Origin of the sequence: Streptomyces sp. NPDC029041 (genome assembly GCF_040637515.1) — a bacterium.
Taxonomy (GTDB): Bacteria; Actinomycetota; Actinomycetes; order Streptomycetales; family Streptomycetaceae; genus Streptomyces.
Genome location: NZ_JBEZWO010000019.1, coordinates 96,752 through 114,900 on the forward strand (window position 1 = coordinate 96,752; position 18,149 = coordinate 114,900).

At 71.8% G+C, this 18,149-nt stretch carries 15 protein-coding genes and 2 pseudogenes; 2 read left to right on the forward strand and 15 right to left on the reverse strand.

The features are described from left to right. Positions 1 to 52: 52 nt before the first annotated feature. The 8 genes and pseudogenes from AB0F04_RS34495 to AB0F04_RS34530 form a co-directional block, all read right to left on the reverse strand. Entirely contained in the window at positions 53 to 1,423 is a 1,371-nt protein-coding gene (locus tag AB0F04_RS34495; protein ID WP_362049277.1) for an NAD(P)/FAD-dependent oxidoreductase, read from the reverse strand. A 218-nt stretch (positions 1,424 to 1,641) separates the two neighbouring features. Further along, positions 1,642 to 3,369 carry a SpoIIE family protein phosphatase gene (locus tag AB0F04_RS34500; RefSeq protein ID WP_362049280.1) on the reverse strand — a complete coding sequence of 576 codons (1,728 nt, stop codon included), beginning with the start codon at positions 3,367 to 3,369 and terminating at the stop codon, positions 1,642 to 1,644. Beyond that, positions 3,366 to 3,971, reverse strand: a pseudogene (locus AB0F04_RS34505) (SpoIIE family protein phosphatase); the annotation flags it as partial. The gene AB0F04_RS34500 and the pseudogene AB0F04_RS34505, both read right to left, overlap by 4 nt. A gap of 735 nt (positions 3,972 to 4,706) precedes the next feature. Next, positions 4,707 to 5,117: pseudogene (locus tag AB0F04_RS34510) on the reverse strand (anti-sigma regulatory factor); the annotation flags it as partial. Beyond that, entirely contained in the window at positions 5,117 to 5,557 is a 441-nt protein-coding gene (locus AB0F04_RS34515; protein ID WP_362049283.1) for an anti-sigma regulatory factor, read from the reverse strand. The pseudogene AB0F04_RS34510 and the gene AB0F04_RS34515, both read right to left, overlap by 1 nt. Then, positions 5,557 to 5,976 (reverse strand): STAS domain-containing protein, encoded by a 420-nt coding sequence (locus AB0F04_RS34520; protein ID WP_362049286.1) that lies wholly within the window; start codon positions 5,974 to 5,976, stop codon positions 5,557 to 5,559. Before AB0F04_RS34520 ends, AB0F04_RS34515 begins: the two co-directional genes overlap by 1 nt. Further along, complete coding sequence (locus AB0F04_RS34525) at positions 5,973 to 6,860, reverse strand: STAS domain-containing protein (protein ID WP_362049289.1); 888 nt, start codon at positions 6,858 to 6,860, stop codon at positions 5,973 to 5,975. Before AB0F04_RS34525 ends, AB0F04_RS34520 begins: the two co-directional genes overlap by 4 nt. A 264-nt stretch (positions 6,861 to 7,124) precedes the next feature. Further along, positions 7,125 to 7,526, reverse strand: a complete 402-nt coding sequence (locus tag AB0F04_RS34530) for an STAS domain-containing protein (protein ID WP_362049292.1) — start codon at positions 7,524 to 7,526, stop codon at positions 7,125 to 7,127. Positions 7,527 to 7,872: 346 nt separating this feature from the next. On the opposite strand from AB0F04_RS34530, the gene AB0F04_RS34535 reads away from it, so the two are divergent. Then, positions 7,873 to 8,244 (forward strand): PRC-barrel domain containing protein, encoded by a 372-nt coding sequence (locus tag AB0F04_RS34535; RefSeq protein ID WP_362049295.1) that lies wholly within the window; start codon positions 7,873 to 7,875, stop codon positions 8,242 to 8,244. 70 nt (positions 8,245 to 8,314) lie between these two features. On the opposite strand, the gene AB0F04_RS34540 is transcribed toward AB0F04_RS34535, so the two are convergent. Together AB0F04_RS34540 and AB0F04_RS34545 are read right to left on the reverse strand one after the other, a co-directional pair. Continuing rightward, entirely contained in the window at positions 8,315 to 8,749 is a 435-nt protein-coding gene (locus AB0F04_RS34540; RefSeq protein ID WP_362049298.1) for an ATP-binding protein, read from the reverse strand. Between the two features lie 133 nt (positions 8,750 to 8,882). Continuing rightward, on the reverse strand, positions 8,883 to 10,781 hold the full coding sequence (locus AB0F04_RS34545; RefSeq protein WP_362049301.1) for an AMP-dependent synthetase/ligase: 1,899 nt from the start codon (positions 10,779 to 10,781) through the stop codon (positions 8,883 to 8,885). A gap of 151 nt (positions 10,782 to 10,932) precedes the next feature. On the opposite strand from AB0F04_RS34545, the gene AB0F04_RS34550 reads away from it, so the two are divergent. Further along, positions 10,933 to 11,166 carry a DUF6480 family protein gene (locus tag AB0F04_RS34550; RefSeq protein ID WP_053674091.1) on the forward strand — a complete coding sequence of 78 codons (234 nt, stop codon included), beginning with the start codon at positions 10,933 to 10,935 and terminating at the stop codon, positions 11,164 to 11,166. A 28-nt stretch (positions 11,167 to 11,194) separates the two neighbouring features. On the opposite strand, the gene AB0F04_RS34555 is transcribed toward AB0F04_RS34550, so the two are convergent. The 5 genes from AB0F04_RS34555 to AB0F04_RS34575 all read right to left on the reverse strand — a co-directional run. Next, positions 11,195 to 12,283 carry a glutamate--cysteine ligase gene (locus AB0F04_RS34555; protein WP_362049304.1) on the reverse strand — a complete coding sequence of 363 codons (1,089 nt, stop codon included), beginning with the start codon at positions 12,281 to 12,283 and terminating at the stop codon, positions 11,195 to 11,197. A 110-nt stretch (positions 12,284 to 12,393) separates the two neighbouring features. After that, positions 12,394 to 14,601, reverse strand: a complete 2,208-nt coding sequence (gene glgB / locus AB0F04_RS34560; protein WP_362049307.1) for a 1,4-alpha-glucan branching protein GlgB — start codon at positions 14,599 to 14,601, stop codon at positions 12,394 to 12,396. Positions 14,602 to 14,604: 3 nt separating this feature from the next. Further along, positions 14,605 to 15,975, reverse strand: coding sequence for a maltokinase (locus AB0F04_RS34565; protein WP_362049310.1), 1,371 nt, complete (start codon positions 15,973 to 15,975; stop codon positions 14,605 to 14,607). A gap of 28 nt (positions 15,976 to 16,003) precedes the next feature. Further along, entirely contained in the window at positions 16,004 to 17,722 is a 1,719-nt protein-coding gene (gene treS, locus AB0F04_RS34570; RefSeq protein ID WP_362049313.1) for a maltose alpha-D-glucosyltransferase, read from the reverse strand. After that, a partial coding sequence (locus tag AB0F04_RS34575; RefSeq protein WP_362049316.1) for an alpha-glucosidase C-terminal domain-containing protein occupies positions 17,719 to 18,149 on the reverse strand: 431 nt, incomplete at its 5' end. The genes treS and AB0F04_RS34575, both read right to left, overlap by 4 nt.

An 18,149-nucleotide genomic window follows, 5' to 3' on the forward strand; every position in this document is an offset into this window, starting at 1 on the left:
ATCCGTATCTCAGCATGACATGCCGCGAGCGGAAGCTCCCGCCCGGGCCTTCCTACTCCGGCCCGCCGGACCCCGCCACCTGCGCCCGCACCTGCTCCGGCGTCAGATAGGCGTCGGTGTACTCGAAGTCCTTCAGCCGCGCGGCCTTGCGGGCCTGGAACCCCGTCCGCACGAAGTCGTCACCGGCGACCGCGTTGAGCAGCCAGTTCGTCATCACCCGCGTCTTGGCCACGTTGGTGCGCAGCGCCGACCAGTGGTAGCCGCGGGCCACGGCCTGGGCGGGCAGCCCGCGCAGTTCGATGCCCAGCGGCTTGGACACCGCGTCGGTGCCGCCGAGGTCCACGACGAGCCCGAGATCCTTGTGCACGTACGGCTTCAACGCCTGGCCTCGCAGTGACGCGATGACGTTCTCGGCGACGTGCCTGCCCTGCCGCAGGGCGTGCTGCGCGGTGGGCGGGCACATGGCCCCGTCGCCCTTGGCCAGGTCGGGCACGGCGGCCGAGTCGCCGAGCGCGAACACCCCGTCGTCGCCCGGCAGGTTCATCTCCGGGGCGACCGCGAGCCGGCCCTTGACGGTCTCCGCGCCGAGCGTGGCGATGAGCGGGCTGGCGACGACCCCGGCGGTCCAGATGAGCGTGCGGGTCGGGATCACCCGTCCGTCGGTGAAGGTGACCTCCTCGGGACCGGCCTTGGCGATGGAGGTGCCCAGGGAGATCTCGATGCCCCGCCGGCGCAGGATCTCCTGCGCGCTGCTGCCGAGCTTGTCGCCCAGCTCCGGCATCAGCTTCGGCGCGATGTCGATCAGATGCCACTTGATCAGAGCCGGGTCCAGCCGGGGGTAGCGCTTGACCGCCGCGTGCGTCAGCCGCTGCAGGCACGCCGCCGTCTCGGTGCCCGCGTAGCCGCCGCCGACCACGACGAACTGCAGCCGCGACGCCCGCTCCGCGGGGTCCTGGCTCGCGTCGGCCAGGTCCAGCTGCGAGATGACGTGGTCACGGATGTACGCGGCCTCCGCGAGCGTCTTCATCCCGAACGCGTGGTCCGTCAGCCCCGGGATGTCGAAGGTCCGGGTGATGCTGCCGGGCGCCAGCACGATGTAGTCGTACGGCTCGTTGACGATCTCGTCGGTGATGGTGCGGATGACGCAGACCTTGGACTTCAGATCCACGCCGATGGCGCCGCCCGGAATGATGCGCGTGCGGTACTTCTTGCTGCGGCGCAGGGAGACGGCGATCGACTGCGGCGTCAGCACGCCGGAGGCGACCTGGGGGAGCAGCGGCAGGTAGAGCTGGTAGGCGAACGGCGTCACCAGCGTGACGTCCGCCTCGTCCGGGGAGAGTTTCCGTTCCAGACGGCGGACGCACTCCACGCCGGCGAAGCCTGCGCCAACCACCAGGATCCTGGGTCGTGTCACGGTGTTCATCCCTTTCTGCGGCTCCAGGCGGTCTGCCTCGAACGCCTTCCGACTGCCCCTGGATCGCTGGTTCGCACCCTTTCGATCCCACCGCGCCTGAGGTCGGCGCGCCAGCCGGACGCGGCAGGCAGACGAACGCGTCGATCACCACCATGCCCGCACCGTGGCCGAAAAGCACCGGGCGGGAGTGAAGAACGCGTGCACACCCCGGACGGCCGGACCCGCCGTCAGGAGTCCGGGGCTCCTTGGACATGACACAGCAACAGACATACGTCGTCGTCCCGCTCGGAATCGCTCAGCAGCGGATGCAGCAGCCGGTCCGCCGAACCCTCCAGGTCCGCGTCCAGTTCCGCCGAGCGGAACCCGCCGAGTGCCGTGGCCAGCCGCTCGATCCCGGGGTCTATGCCCTGGGCACGCCGCTCCACCAGCCCGTCCGTGTACAGCGCGAGGGTCGAGCCGGGCTCCAGGTCCTCCGTGTGGTCGGCGATCTCCTGGGTGAGCGGGATGCCGAGCATCGCACCGGGTTTGGCGTCGAGGGTGCGCACGGTGCCGTCGGGCAGCCGCAGCACCGGCGGGGGGTGCCCCGCGGCGGCCCAGGTCAGCGTGGGCTCGTCCGGGTGGAACCGGGCGATGACGGCGGTGGCGTACAGGTCCGGCTGGAGGTGGTGCAGGAACCGGTGCAGGCGGGTCAGCAGCCTGCCGGGGCTGTCGCCGTCGACGGCGTACGCCCGCAGCGCGGTGCGCAGCTGGCTCATCATGACCGCCGCGTGCAGACCGTGGCCGGTCACGTCCCCGATGACGGTGATGAGACCGCCGTCCCGCTGGGGGAACGCGTCGTACCAGTCGCCGCCGATGTTCAGACCGTGGGTGGCCGGAAGGTACCGCGCCGCCAGGTTCAGGCCCGGCGTGGCCGGCAGATCCGTCAGCAGGGCACGCTGCAGCGTCTCGGCGATGTCGCGGTTGTGCTCGAAGCGCCGGGCGTTGTCGATCGCGATGCTGGCCCGCCGGGTGAGCTCGATCAGCATCACCGCGTCGTCCGGGTCCCAGCGTTCTCCGGGCGGAGAGAGCGTGAGGACCCCCAGCGGAGCCCGCCTCGTCGGCAGCGGCACGCACAGCAACGGCCGTCCGGGATCCAGGGCCGACGGCGGCTGGTCCTCCACGCCGGGCAGGTTGCCGGGATGGCCGGCGGCGTACTGGGGCCGCCCGGTACGGGCCGCGACCACCGCGGCGGCCGGATGCGGCGCCGACCGGTGCTTGTCCTCCTCGTGGTCGAACAGCCAGACATCGACGCTGCTCGCATACTCCGGCACCAGCAGGTCCGGCAGCCGGCGCACGATCTCCTCGTGGTTGAGCGACGCCGTCAGCACCGCGCTCGCGTCCGCGAGGAACGTCAGCCGGCGCCGGGCGCTCTCCGCCTCGTTGCGGGCACTGCGCTCGGCGGCGAAGGCCTCGCGCTGGGCCCGCCCGGCCGCGTCCAGCTCGGCGTGCAGGGCCAGGACGCCCTGGTTGGTCTGGTGCAGCTCCTCGCGGTGGAAGGCGACCAGGTCCTCCTGCTCGGTGAGTTTGTCGAGCACCACGGCCGTGTCCTCGTCGGCGCCGAGCAGCGCCTCCGACAGGGCGGCCGGGTCGTCGGGGACGGTGCCGTCCTCGGTGGCCTCGGCCGACTCGGGGCAGGGGACCGTGACCTCCCAGAGCGGCTCCCCGGCGGCGCACGCCTCCGGCGACGGAGTCACCGCGACGTGCAGCAGGCCCTCTTCGGCGGGGGAGCCCGCAAGATCCATGGTGAGCCGCCAGGTGCCGCCCTTGGTGAGGCACTGCCGCAGGTGGGCGCTGAGATCGGCGGCGAGCCGGGTCCGTTCGACGGTGGGCACACCGTACGCGGCGGCCAGGCGCGCGAGCGAGATGCGGGCGCGGGCCGCGTCGGTGACGGTGGTGATCTGCCAAGTGCGCATCATGGGCGTTCCGGCGGGTTCGAGGTCAGCACGGCCACGGCGGTGTCGTCCCGCACCGGTCGGGCGGGACTGCTGGCGTCACGTATCGTCACGGCGGCCGTCACGGCCGGGTCGGTGGCGGGCAGACCGGGGTCGGACGGCGGCGTCCAGCGGCTGGGCAGGCCGTCGGTGTGCAGGATGAGGATCGGGTCGCCCACCCAGTCGGCCTCCTCCTCGCGGAGGGTGCCGGGCCGGTGGACGCCCACGATGCCGGGACGCGACAGCAGGGGACGCCAGGAGCCGTCGGTCCTCAGCCGTGCCCCGACGTTGCCGATGCCGGCGAACCGCAGCCGCCCGGCCGTCAGGTCGAGCTGGGCCAGGGCGACGACCGCGCCCCGCGTGCCCCGCAGCGCGTCGTGCAGCCGCTGCAGCGACACGGCGGGGGACAGGTGGGCCCAGCGGTGCAGCGCCGTGACCGCTGCGGACGAGGCCCGCGCGGCCTCCGGGCCGTGCCCCAGCCCGTCCGCCAGCATCAACGTCACCCGGTCCCCGGCCCGTACCCACGCCCAGGCGTCCCCCGAGTACTCGGCTCCGCCGTAGGGGATGTTCACCCCACCGGCCCGCACCCCGGACACCGGCACGGAACGGTGCTGCGCGCCGCCCCCGGCTGCCGGAAGAGCGCGATCCGGCGCCCCGCGGCGCTCTCCCGGATCCGTACGGGTACCGCCACCGGCGGCCCCCTCGTCCGCGAGACCGTGCTGTGCCGTGGTCCTGGGCACCGAGCCGGTTCCCGGGGCGCCGGAGTCCGCGCGATCGTGGGCCGTTGGCGCCGAGGGGGCGGAGTCGGTCACCGAGGTGCCGCCGTCTGCGCGATGGTGGGCCGGTGCTGTCCGGGACGCGGAGTGGTCCCCCGACGTGCCGGCGTCCGCCGAGCCACGCGTCGATGTCGCTTCGTACCGCGATGCGTCCCCTCGCGTGCCGGCGTCCGGGAGGCCCTGAGCCTGCGTTGCCCGGGATGCCGAGCCCTTCGACCGGGCGTCGGCGTCCGGCGAGCCGTAGGCCGGTGCCGTCCGGGGAACGGGTCCGGTTCCCGGGGTGCCGGCCGCCGGACGGTCGTGGCCGGGGGCCGCGCCGAGCGCCGGGCCGGTTCCCCGGGCGGCGTCGGCCCGCCGTGCGGGGCCGCCGGGAAGCGACGGGCCCTGGCCGGTGTGACCGGGCGCAGCGGCCGGCACCGGCGCGTGGCCCGTCAGGCCGCCGCATGCCACCGCGCCGAACGGCGGTGCGCCGCCCGGCCACCGTCCCCCTGCGGATGCCCGGCCCCCGGGCTCGGGCGGCCCCTCGGTGGCCCGGGGGCTCGAGCTCACCCGGGCCACCGCGACCGTGCCGCGGCCGGGGACGCTGTGCAGGGCGAAGTCGTCGGAGAGGCGCAGACACGTGCCGAGCCCGGCGCCGAGCGAGCGGGAGGTGGAGAAGCCGTCGCGCAGCGCCGCCGCCACGTCGGGGATGCCCGGGCCGTGATCGACCGCGGCGATCTGCACCACCCGTGCCCCGTACGGCCCCTCCCGCAGCACGGGCGGGGCCACGATGTCGATGAGCACCTGGCCGCCCTCGGCGTGCTTCAGCAGGTTGGTGGCGAGCTCGGTCGCGACGAGCGCGGCCGCCGCGGTACGCCGCTCGTCCAGCCCGGCCAGCGCGGCAGCGTCCTCCGCCGCGACCCGTGCGTCGCGCACCCGGGTCGAGTCGCGCACCGGCACGTCCCACACGCGGGGCATCAGACCTCCTCGCGCGGACGCGGCGGCCGTCCCACCCAGCACGTCACCCGCACCGTGGTGCCCGATCCCGGCGCGGTGTCGATGTCGAAGTCGTGCACCAGGCGCCGCGCCCCGCTCAGCCCCATGCCCAGACCGCCGCCGGAGGTGTAGCCGTCGCTCAGCGCCAGGTCCAGGTCGGCGATACCCGGCCCCTCGTCGGTGAAGGCCAGCTGCAGCCCCTGCGCGCCCGCACCGCTGACGGGCCTCGCCTCCATCTGTCCGCCACCGCCGTGCACCAGGGTGTTGCGAGCCAGCTCGCTGGCCGCGGTGATGAGCTTGGTCTGGTCCACCAGACCGAAGCCGAGCCGGGCAGCGGCCTGCCGTACGTGCTGTCGCACCCACACCAGGTCCATGTCCGACCGGATGGGCAGGCAGGCCTCCACGCCCGAGGCGGTGTGCATCACGGACTCTCCTGACGCGGGCTGCCGGGACGGGGCACGGGGGCCGGCCGCGCGAGGAGCTCCATGCCCGCCTCGGTGCTGAGCGCGGTGCTCAGCCCCGGCAGTGTCAGACCCAGTTCGACCAGGGTGATGGCGACCGCCGGGCGCATCCCGGCCACCACGGTGCGAGCGGCCAGCAACTTGGCCTGTGCGGCGATCTCCGCCAGCACCCGGCCGAGGAAGGAGTCGACGATCTCGACACCGGAGATGTCGATGAGGACCCCGCGCACCCCGGTACGGGAGATGGTCTCGGCGAGGTCCTGCTGGAGCTGCTGCGCCATGCTGTCGTGCAGGTCCCCCTGGAGCGTGACCAGCAGGACGTCGCCGAGCCGGAGCACCGGCACATGGCCGGTCACGGGACGGGGGTGGGCGTCGTTCACCGCTGACCCGCACCCGGCTTCACGATGTCCGCGCCGAGCTGGTGCAGCGCGTAGCCCAGCGCGTCGGCGAGGCCGGCTCGGGTGATCACGTCCAGGTCCAGACCGAGATGCACGATGGTCTGCGCGATGGCGGGGCGGATGCCCGAGACGATGCACTCGGCGCCCATGAGGCGTGCCGCGGCGACCGTCTTCATCAGGTGCTGCGCCACCAGCGAGTCGACCGTCGGAACCCCGGTGATGTCGAGGATCGCGAACCGCGCGTGCTGCTCGACCACGGCGTTCAGCAGCGTCTCCATCACGATCTGGCTGCGGGCGCTGTCGAGGGTGCCGATGAGCGGCACGGCCACGATGCCGTCCCACAGCCGGATGACCGGCGTGGCCACCTCCATCAGCTGCAGCCGCTGCCGGTCGCTGAGCGCCTGCCACTCGCTGAGAGCCGTCTGCATGGCCACCAGGCGCAGCGTGCCCATCAGAACGGTCAACGCGGTCGAACACGCCCGCAGGTGCTCGGGCGGCGCCTGCGTCAGATCGGCGACCAGCAGATTCTCCACAGGCGGTCGCAGGGCCGCCAGCTCGCTGGAGACCTGGGTGTTGCTCAGCCCCGCACGCGAGCGGGCCGCGCCCATCCGGCCCAGCTGCTCGCGCACCGCGCTGAACCCCGCGGCGTCCGGATCCTCCACCTGCTCCGAGTCGGCCACCTGGGCCAGCGCGTCCACGACTGCCTTGCCCGCTTCCACCGCCTCTTCGCGCGAGACGGTGAACACGGTGCGGAATAGGGGCTCGTCCGCCCACCGCTGGGCGATCTGCTCACGCCGGCGGTGCAGGAAGTCCCTGACCTCGTGGGTGGGCGTCGCGAGCTGTCCGTCCGCTTCGTGCTCCGGCACCTGGTTCTCTCCTCATCCGCGTTGCGTCGACCGAGCCCGCTTCTGGCAACGAGACGGCGATGTGACACTTGCCGGGCGACAACTCTAACCATGCGCCGACCTCGTACGACACCTGCTCCGGGGCAAGTGATCCGGTCCGGGCGAACGGCGGTTGGCGCCGCCGTGGCCGCGTGTGCGCGGGGTGAGCCGTCGTGCGGGCAGGGCGGAGCGGGGACCGGGCCGCCGATCTTCGCCGGCACCGGGCCCGAGGGGGCACTTCGGCCGTCAGATGCTCTGGCCTCCCGGCTCCTCGGGGTGCTCCGGTCCCGCGTCGACACGGGTCAGGGCCTCGTCGACACTCTCCGATATCGGCACGGTGATGCTGACGCCGGTCAGATCGAGGATGCGCCGCACGGCCGGCGTCGGACTGATGACGTGCACACTGCCCTCGGTCTTACGGGTCTCCTGGTACACCCGCAGGATGATGTTCATCCCGGACGAGTCCATGAAGGGAACGGACGAGAGGTCCAGCAAAAAGTGCCGTCGGCCGTGGTGGAGTTGGTTGGCCAGATGGGCCTGGAACTCGGTCGCGGTGTCGACGTCCAGGTAGCCGTCGACCGTGATCAGGGCCACGTCCTCCCGGGGCAGCTCGACTTCCACGGACAGCGGGTTCTGGGCGAGGGGCACGGATACCTCCAACAAGTGCTACGGCCTGGGCTGGTCACCTCTGGGGATGACCGCGGTGCGAGGGGAACCCGGTCGTTCTCCGGACTCGAATGCCGTTTCTCATGCGCCTCCCTCCACTGACGGACTTCGGATCTCACCGCGCCCCCGCGATTACCCCGGAATCCACCCTCCATGCACCCTCGGCCGAACATCGCGGGACGGGCCGCCCGGAAGTCCCGTGCGGTAGCAGACGTGTGCGCCGAATGCGCTTGCGGCAGCAGGGTAATTGCTGCTGTGGAACGGGGCGGGCGTGGACGTCCGCCCGAGGACTTCGCCATCAGCACATCGCCAGGGAGGATGGGACAGCGTGGCCATCGACAGGATCTGGTCGTACGCGCCGGACAGCGGTCACACCGAGGGGCAGGACCTGACCGGGTTCGCCGTCGCCGCGACCGACGGCACGATCGGGCACGTGGACCGGGAGGCCGCCCCGCACGCCATGCGGCACCTGGTCGTCGACACCGGGGTCTGGGTGTTCGGCCGCAGCGTCCTGGTGCCGGCCGGAGTCGTCACCGGCGTCGACACCCAGGGGAGAAAGGTCACACTGGCCTGCAGCAGGGCGGATGCCAAGGCGGCTCCCCGCTTCCAGACGGACAGTGAGACGAGGGACCGGGAGTACCTCCGGGCCGTGGGGGACTACTACGACCGGCTGCCGCCACGTGAGACCGCCGCGGTCTGAGCCGGTCAGGCCCTGAGAGGGCCACGGTCCGGGCCGGTCACGGGCGCCTCGCGCCCGTGACGCTCCCGGCTCACCAGGGCAGGAACACGTGCACGTCCTTGCCCCGGTCGTCGGCCACCACGCTCACCTGGTCGCACAGCGTGTGGATGAGGTGCCAGCCGATGCCCCCGCCGCCGCTGCGCGGATCGAAGGGGCGAGGGGCCGGCTCGGTGGTGCTGGTGTCGTGCAGAACCACATGCACCCCGTCGAAGGTCCGGCGCATCCGCAACGCGAACGGACCGGGGGCGTACTGCACCGCGTTGGCGGCCAGTTCCGTCACCACCAGCAGGATGTCGTCCCAGTACTCGGGGGCAGAGGGAGGGGAGGAGCGTGCCAGATCGCGCAGGAACCCCTCCGCGGCCAAACGCGCACCGGTCACGTCGTGCGGCTCGCCCACGAAGGTGTTCGTGCGGCTCGGGATCTCCTCGGAGGTCAGGGCTTCGTCCCCACGCGGCTCGGTTGACATATCGCCTTTCCGGCCCGGGCGTCAGCTACGGCTGTCGTCAGCTACGGCTGTCGTCAGGGCTGTCGTCCTTTCTCTTGCGTCGCCACTGTTGCGTGTTCCCGAGGGGGCGAGGCCTACGCGTCCGGCCGCACGCTCAGCGGAACACATTGTCGGAATCGTCCCAGCTCGACGGTTCGGCCGGGGCACTCGGCCGCCCGGGACGCCTGCGGGACTGGTACATCGCGTCGATCTCGGAAGCGTAGTGCCGCACGATCTCGTCCCGCCGGAGCTTCATCGACGGCGTCAGTAACCCGTTGCTCACGTCGAACGCCTCCGGCAGGACCCGGAACACCCGGATCGACTCCGCGGGCGACACGACGCTGTTGGCCGCGGCCACGGCCCGTGCGACCTCCTCCCGCAGCGCGTTCTCCTCCCGTGCCTCCCGCATCTCGCCCTGCAGGGCGAGTCCGGCCCGCCAGTGCGCGAGGAATTCCGGGTCCAGCGTGATCAGGGCTCCGACGCAGGGCCGGTTGTCCCCGACGACCACTGCCTGGTGGATGAGCGGGTGCATCCGCAGCCGCTGTTCCAGCGCCAGCGGGGCGACGCTCTTGCCGCTGCTGGTGATGATGATGTCCTTCTTGCGGCCGGTGATCGTCAGATAGCCCTCCGAGTCCAGCTGCCCGAGGTCCCCGGTGGCGAGCCACCCGCCGCGCAGGGCGGCCCGGGTGGCGGCCCGGTCGCCCACGTACCCCTGGAACACCGACGGGCCGCGCACCAGGATCTCCCCGTCCTCGGCCACCTGGATCTCCATGCCCGGCAGGGCCTGCCCGACCGTGCCGGACTTCTCCCGGCCCAGCGGCTGCATCGTCACCCCGCCGGCGGTCTCCGTCAGGCCGTACCCGTCGTGCACGTAGATGCCGATGCCCTCGTAGAAGAGGGAGAGATCGCGGCTGAGGGGAGAGCCGCCGGACGTCGCCCGCTGCACCCGGCCGCCCAGTGCCGCCCGCAGTCTGCGGTACACCGTCCGTTCGTACAGGGTGTGCTGGAGCCGCAGGTCGAAGCCGGGTCCGCGGCCGCGGCCCAGCCGCTGGCGCTCCAGGGCCGCGGCGAAGTCCCGGGCCGTGTCGGCGGCCCGCTCGAACAGCGCGCCGTGACCCCCCTGCTGAGCCGTGCGCAGGAAGTTCTTGTAGATCTTCTCCAGGACCGAGGGGACCGCGTAGAGGTACGTCGGCCGGAACGAACGCAGCGCCGAAGCCAGTGCCTCTCCGCTCAGATCGGCCTGGTGCCCCATCAGCAGCCCGCCGCGCACGCACAGCCCCTGGATCATCAGCCCGTAGACATGGGAGAAGGGCAGGAACGCGAGTACGGAGCCCTGCTCGCCGCGCGGCGCCGCCGTCCGTCCCCAGCCCGTCAGCAGTGTGTCGCAGGGGCCGGCCAGATTGCGGTGGCTGAGCGCACAGCCCATGGCGTGGCCGGTGGTGCCCGAGGTGTAGGCGATGACGGCCGTGGAATCCGGCAGCACGATGCGGCGCATCGAGTCGACCGTGGCGATCGGGACGGACTCGCCCCGGAGGCTCAGTTCCTCGAGGGCGCCCGCGTCCAGTTGCCAGACGTGCCGCAGCAGAGGCAGCGTGGCGCACACCGAGCCGACAGTCATGACGCCCTGCTCGTCCTCCACGACCACGGCCACACAGCCGGCGTCCCGCAGGATCCACTCGACCTGATCGCGTGAGGCGGTCGGGTAGACAGGGACGACCTCGGCGCCCACGGCCCACAGCGCGTAGCACAGGACCGTCCACTCGAACCGGGTGCGTGCCATGATCGCCACGCGGTGGCCCGGCGCGATCCCCGAGGCGATCAGCCCCTTGGCCACGTCGACCACCGCGTCGCGCAACTCGATCGCCGTCACCTCCTCCCAGGTCGCGGAGGCGGGATCGGCCCGCCGGGCGAGCATCGGCAGGGTGGGTTCCCGGTCCGCCGTCTCGAAGACGCTGTCGGCGAGCCCGCCGGTCAGGGGCGCCACGGCCGGGGGAGCGAGGGCGAGGTCGCGCATGCACTGCTCCTGACGTGTACGGGGTGTGACGTTGCCGACGGGTACCGTCATCGGCGGTGCTCGAATGTAGTCGAGTCGAGACCCTTCGGGGTCGGAAAATACGGAAGTCGACCCGCTGATGATCTCGGCGTGATCGGGGGACCCGGACCGCATGACTCACATCAGTCCCGATCCCGAACCCGAACGCACCCCCGGTCTGGAACCCGGCGGCGGTGTACCGCCGGGTGAGACCCCACCCGCGGAGAGCAGCATGCCCGAGACGCTGCCCCGGGAGACCCACAACCCGACCAAGGGCTGGTCCAAGGGCCCGATGACCGTGATCATCGTCCTCGTGGTGCTGATCGCGGCGTTCTTCCTGGCCTACGCCCTCGCCCTGATCCTCTGAGACCCCTGCCCGGGACGAACGGGACGTCTCACGCCTGCGTGTGGCGGACGCACTCGGTGACGACGTCCCGCAGGCTCCCCGTGCGCTCCATCAGCGCGCGCTGCACCTGGGCGCCGTTGCCGTCCCGCAGCAGCTCGTCGCAGGCGGCCCGCGCGCGCTCCAGGTCGCCCGTGCTGTCGAGGGCCTCCTCGACATGCTCCAGCAGGGCACGCACGACGGCTTCGGCGGGCATGCGCCGCATGGTCGCCGGGTGCAGCAGCTCGCCCGAGAGGCCGGACCGGGCGGCCTGCCAGTCGGCCAGCCGCAACAGGCTGACACTGTGGTCGAGCGGTTCACGGCCGGCCCGCCACTCGCGCGCGGCCGTCTCGACCAGTCCGCGCACGAGCGTGGCGACCAGCACGGCCGTGCCGGAGTGCAGACAGACGTCCGCGACGCGCAGCTCCACCGTCGGGTACCGCTGGGACAGCCGTGCGTCGAAGTAGATCATCCCGTCGTCGAGGAGGGCGCCGGTGGCCACCATGTCCGCGATCAGCCGGTGATACCGCTCGGCCGAGCCGAAGATCTCGGTCGGGCCGGCCGACGGCCACCGCAGCCACACCCGGCTGCGGTAACTGCTGTACCCCGTGTCCTCGCCCTGCCAGAACGGCGAGTTCGCGCTGAGCGCCCGCAGTACCGGCAGCCACGGACGCAGCCGGTCGACGACCGCGACGCCCTCGTCGTCGGACTCGACCGACACATGCACATGGCAGCCCATCACGAGCTGCTGCCGGGTGGCGATGCCGTACTGCTCCGCCATCCACCGGTAGCGCCGGTTGAAGCTGACGGCGGGGCTCACCGGCAGCGGTGAGGTGGCGAGCGCCGCCACGGTGCAGCCGATCTCCCCCGCGTGCCGCGCCGCCTCCTTGCGGCAGCGGACGATCTCCTCGCGCAGGCTCTCCATGGACGACTGCGGATGGGTGGCGAACTCCAGCATCTGCTCGTGGAGTTCCTTCTCGAAGACGTCCTGATCCGCGTCGTCCCTCTCGGCCCGGGCGAGCACCGCTGCGGACAGCGCCCGCGGTTCTCCGGTCTCCGGATCGACCAGGAGGAGTTCCTCCTCCACTCCCACGGTCCGCACGTGATGCCCGCCCTTCTGTGCCCTGCCGCGTCGTACCACCGGGTGCTCCCGGTGGTACGACCCCCAGTGCCCCTCCAGGCGGACGAGACACCTGGTGGGACCGCGGGAGTTCACACGGCGAACGGCGTCAGCCACACCGTGGCGAGCGGAGGCAGCGTGATCCGGACACATCCGTCCTCCGGCTTGACCGGATCCGGGTTGGTCACGCCGCTGCCGCCGTAGCGCGCGTCGTCGGTGTTGAGGCGTTCCTCCCAGGCGACGACACCGCCCGGCACCCACAGGCCGTAGTCCTGCCGGACTACGGGGGAGAAGTTCGACACCGCCAGCAGCGGACGGCCCTCGGCGTCGTAGCGGAGGAAGGCGAAGACGTTGTCGTCCGCGGAGTCCACCGCCACCCACCGGAAGCCCTCCGGGCGGGTGTCGCACTGCCACAGCGCCGGCGTCGCCCGGTACGCGGTGTTCAGATCACGGACCAGGTCGCGCACGCCCCGGTGGTCGCCCGCGGAGTGGTACCCGTCGTCGAGCAGCCACCACTCCGGGCCGTGCTCCACCGACCACTCCGCCCCCTGTGCGAACTCCTGCCCCATGAACAGCAGCTGCTTGCCGGGATGCCCCCACATGAAGCCGAGGTAGGCCCGGTGCGTGGCGCGCCGCTGCCACCAGTCGCCGGGCATCTTCGACACCAGGGCCTGCTTGCCGTGCACGACCTCGTCGTGGGAGATCGGGAGCACGTAGTTCTCGCTGTAGGCGTACACCATGGAGAACGTCATCTCGTGGTGGTGGTACTTGCGGTGCACCGGCTCGTGGGCGATGTACTCCAGCGAGTCGTGCATCCAGCCCATGTTCCACTTCAGGCCGAAGCCGAGCCCGCCGGTGTCGGTCGGCCGGGTCACACCACCCCAGGCGGTGGACTCCTCGGCGATGGTGACCACCCCGGGAGCGCGCCGGTACACGGTCGCGTTCATCTCCTGCAGGAACCGCATGGCCGCCAGGTCCTCCCGGCCGCCGTACGCGTTGGCCTCCCACTGCCCGTCCTCGCGTGAATAGTCCAGGTACAGCATCGAGGCGACGGCGTCCACGCGCAGGCCGTCGATGTGGAACTCCTCGCACCAGTACACGGCGTTCGCGACCAGGAAATTACGCACCTCGGTGCGCCCGAAGTCGAACTCGTACGTGCCCCAGTCCGGATGCTCGGCGCGCCGGTCGTCGCCCGGCTCGTACAGCGGCTCCCCGTCGAACCGGGCCAGCGCCCAGTCGTCCTTCGGGAAGTGCGCCGGCACCCAGTCCATGATCACGCCGAGACCGGCCCGGTGGCAGGCGTCGACGAAGAAGCGGAAGTCGTCCGGCGTGCCGAGCCGGGCCGTCGGGGCGTAGAACCCGGTGACCTGGTAGCCCCAGGACCCGTGGAAGGGGTGCTCGGCGACCGGCATCAGCTCGACGTGCGTGAAGCCCAGGTCCTTGACGTACGTCGGGAGTTCCTCGGCGAGCTGCCGGTAGGTCAGCCCCGGCCGCCACGAGGCCAGGTGCACCTCGTACACCGAGAAGGGCGCCTCGTGCACGGGTGTGTCGGCGCGGTGCGCCATCCACTCGGCGTCGCCCCACTCGTAGTGCGAGGCCGTCACGATCGACGCGGTATTGGGCGGCTCCTCGCAGCGCCGTGCCATCGGGTCGGCCTTGAGGAAGCGGTGGCCGTACCGGGAGTGGATCTCGAACTTGTACGGCGTTCCCTCGCCGACGCCCGGCAGGAACAGCTCCCACACGCCCGAGGCACCCAGGGACCGCATAGGGAACTGTGTCCCGTCCCAGTGGGTGAAGTCCGTGGCGACCCGCACGCCCTGCGCGTTCGGCGCCCACACCGTGAACCGGGTGCCGCTCACGCCCTCGTGGGTCATGGGAAGGGCGCCGAGCGCCTGCCACAGCTGCTCGTGGCGGCCCTCGCGGATCAGGTGGAGGTCGAGCTCGCCGAGCGCGGGCAGGAAACGGTACGGGTCGTGCGTCTCCAGCTCGCCCTCCTCGTACGCCACGTGCAGGGTGTACGCGGGGATCGCGTCCAGCGGCAGCACGCCCGAGAAGAGGCCGTCGCCCTCCGAGACGAGTGCCGTACGTCTCCCGTCGATGACCACGCTCACCGCGCGGGCGAAGGGACGCAGCACCCGGAACACGACCCCGCCCGGCACCGGGTGGGCACCTAGCAGCGCGTGCGGATCGTGATGGGCACCCGCCAGCAGCCGCCCCCGGTCCTGTGGGCTCAGGGCGGTCGCGGTCGTGCTCGGGACCGGGCCGGACGGCTCCGGGATTGAGGTGTCTCGCAGGGCCACGGCTCAGTCTCCTCTCACGGCGAGGCGCTCGATCGCCGCCATCGGTACAGGCAGCCAGTCGGGGCGGTGCCGTGCCTCGTACAGCACCTCGTACACGGCCCGGTCCGTCTCGTAGGCGCGGAGCAGTCCGTGTTTCTTCCGGGGATCCCAGCCGGCGCGGGCGGCATAGCCCGCGCAGTAGGCCTCGCGGCAGCGCCGGGCCCACTCGGGGCGCCAGGGGCGGCGCTGCCGGGCGGCATAGTCGAAGGAACGCAGCATCCCGGCGATGTCCCGCACCGGGGAGTGGGCGCTGCGCCGTTCGGAGAGCGGCCGGGACGGCTCGCCCTCGAAGTCGATCACGAACCACTCGCGCCCGGCCCGCAGCACCTGACCGAGGTGCAGGTCGCCGTGGATCCGCTGGGCCGGCGGACCCGGGTCGCAACTCGTGAGGGCGGCGAACGCGGTCCGCAGACCCGGCACGAACGGCTGCAGCGCGGGCACGCAGTGCGCGGCGGCGTCCAGCCGCTCGGTCATCGCGGCCGCCGTCTGCCCGTTCTCCCCGGGCCCGCCCACGGGGAACGCCGACGCCAGCGCGAGATGCACCTCGGCGGTGGCCCCGCCCAGGGCACGGGCCTGGACCGTGAAGTCGTCCCCGGCCGCCAGTGCGTCGAGCCCCAGAGCCCAGCCGTCGGAGGCGTCCCGCAGATACGGCTGCAGCACGCCGAGGGTGGCCTTGAAGGGATGCCGGGTCTGGAACCAGGCCACCGGCGCGGGAACGCGGTGACAGCCTTGGCGGGCCAGCGCGCCCGGCACCTCCAGGTCCGGGTTGACGCCCGGCTGGATGCGCCGGAAGACCTTCAGGATGTACTCGTCGCCGTACACGAGCGAGGAGTTGGACTGCTCGGCGTCCAGCAGCCGCGGCACCAGTCCGGCGGGCACCCGCTGGTCCGGGTCGCAGTCGAAGCGCAGGGGGCCCGCGGTGCCGGGCTGCCGCAGCCGGTCCAGCAGCAGTTGGGCCGAACGGGGGTCGTGCAGCGCGTCGTACACCGTCAGCCCGGCCAGCGGCCCCTCCTGCACCCGCCCGATGAGCGCCCGCCCGAGCCGCGGCGACGGGTGCTCCCGTACGCCGAGCAGGAGCTGGTAGCAGTCGCCTGCCGGGGGAGCCCCGCCGGGCGAGGGCACGCCCGTGTGGCCGGCGTGTCCGGCGTGGACCAGCAGATGCAGACAGCCCGGGAAGAGCTCGGTCATGGACAGCAGGCCGAGCTCCGTGACGGGCCGGTCCTTGCCCGCGAACCAGCGCTGCCGGGGCAGCCACTCGCGCAGCAGCCCGCCGAGCGACTCCATGGGCTCGGCCAGGCGCCGCAGGTCGGGGCGGAGGAATGCGGTCTTCGGCATGGTCACGCCTCCTTTCGCCGGCGCAGGCTCACAGTCGCCGGCCGATGCGGGAGGCGACCCGGGTGAGCCGGAACCAGTAGAAGCCGTGGCCCCCGAGCGTCAGGAGGTACGGCAGCTCGCCGATGGCAGGGAAGCGGACCCCGCCGAACAGTTCCACCGGGTGCCGCCCCGCGAACTCGCGCAGGTCCAGCTCGGTGGGCTGCGCGAACCGCGCGAAGTTGTTCACGCACAGGACCAGGTCGTCCTCGTACTCGCGCAGGAACGCCAGCACCGCGGGGTTGGAGGAGGGCAGTTCGGTGTACGAGCCGAGACCGAAGGCCGGGTTCTGCTTGCGGATCTCGATCATGCGGCGGGTCCAGTGCAGCAGCGACGAGGGCGACGACATCGACGCCTCGACGTTGGTCACCTGATGGCCGTAGACCGGGTCCATGATCGCGGGCAGGAAGAGACGGCCGGGGTCGGAGGTCGAGAAGCCGGCGTTGCGGTCGGGCGTCCACTGCATCGGCGTGCGGACCGCGTCCCGGTCGCCGAGCCAGATGTTGTCGCCCATGCCGATCTCGTCGCCGTAGTACAGGATCGGCGAACCGGGCAGGGCCAGCAGCAGGGCGGTGAACAGTTCGATGGTGTGCCGGTCGTTGTCCAGCAGTGGGGCGAGCCTGCGGCGGATGCCGATGTTGGCACGCATGCGGGGGTCCTTGGCGTACTCGGCCCACATGTAGTCGCGCTCTTCGTCGGTGACCATCTCGAGCGTCAGCTCGTCGTGGTTGCGCAGGAACATCCCCCACTGGCAGCCCGACGGGATGGCCGGGGTCTTGGCGAGGATTTCCGACACGGGGTAGCGGCTTTCGCGGCGTACGGCCATGAAGATGCGCGGCATGACCGGGAAGTGGAAGGCCATGTGGCACTCGTCGCCACCGTTCGCGTAGTCGCCGAAGTAGTCGACGACGTCCTCGGGCCACTGGTTGGCCTCCGCCAGCAGCACCGTGTCCGGGTACTGCGCGTCGATCTCCCGGCGGACGCGCTTGAGGAACGCGTGCGTGGCGGGCAGGTTCTCGCAGTTGGTGTCCTCGGCCGCGTAGAGATAGGGCACCGCGTCCAGCCGGAAGCCGTCGATGCCCAGGTCCAGCCAGAACTTCAGCGCCGCCAGGATCTCCTCCTGGACGCGGGGGTTCTCGTAGTTGAGGTCCGGCTGGTGGGAGAAGAAGCGGTGGAAGAAGTACTGGCCGCGCACCGGGTCGAAGGTCCAGTTCGAGGTCTCCGTGTCGACGAAGATGATCCGCGCGTCCGGGTAGCCCTTGTCGTCGTCCGCCCACATGTAGTAGTCGCCGTAGGGCCCTTCGGGGTCCTTGCGCGACTCCTGGAACCACGGGTGCTGGTCGCTGGTGTGGTTCATGACGAAGTCGATGATCACGCGCATGCCGCGCTGGTGCGCGGCGTCGACGAACTCGACGAAGTCCGCGAGGTCACCGAACTCCGGCAGCACCGCCGTGTAGTCCGCGACGTCGTAACCGCCGTCGCGCAGCGGCGACTTGAAGAAGGGCGGCAGCCACAGGCAGTCGACACCGAGCCACTGCAGGTAGTCGAGCTTGGAGGTGAGGCCCTTGAGGTCGCCGACACCGTCGCCGTCGCTGTCCTGGAACGAGCGGACGAGCACCTCGTAGAAGACGGCGCGCTTGAACCAATCCGGATCTCGGTCCCTGGCGGGAGTGTCCTCGAAGGTGTCCAGAACGGGCTCGTTCACGGTCATGACGTTTCTGCCCCTCCGTTCGCGTGCGCGGCGGGCGGGGACTGGACGTGGAAGACGTGCGCGGGAGCCCGCCCCGGCTCCAACCGCACGTAGTTGTTCCTGCCCCAGTGGTAGGTCTCGCCGGTGAGCTCGTCGCGCACCGGCACCGACTCGTGCCGGTCGAGGCCGAGGTGCGGCATGTCCAGCCAGACCGTGGCCTCCTGGGTGTGGTGGGGATCGAGGTTGGCGACCACCAGGACCACATCGGATCCGCTGCGCTTGCTGTACGCGAGGACCTCGTCGTTGTCGGTGTGGTGGAAGCGGAGGTTCCTGAGCCCGTGCAGCGAGGGATGCTCGCGCCGGACGGTGTTGAGCCGGGTCAGCAGCGGGGCGATGGTGCGGCCCTCGCGTTCGGCGGCCTCCCAGTCGCGGTGGCGCAGCTGGTACT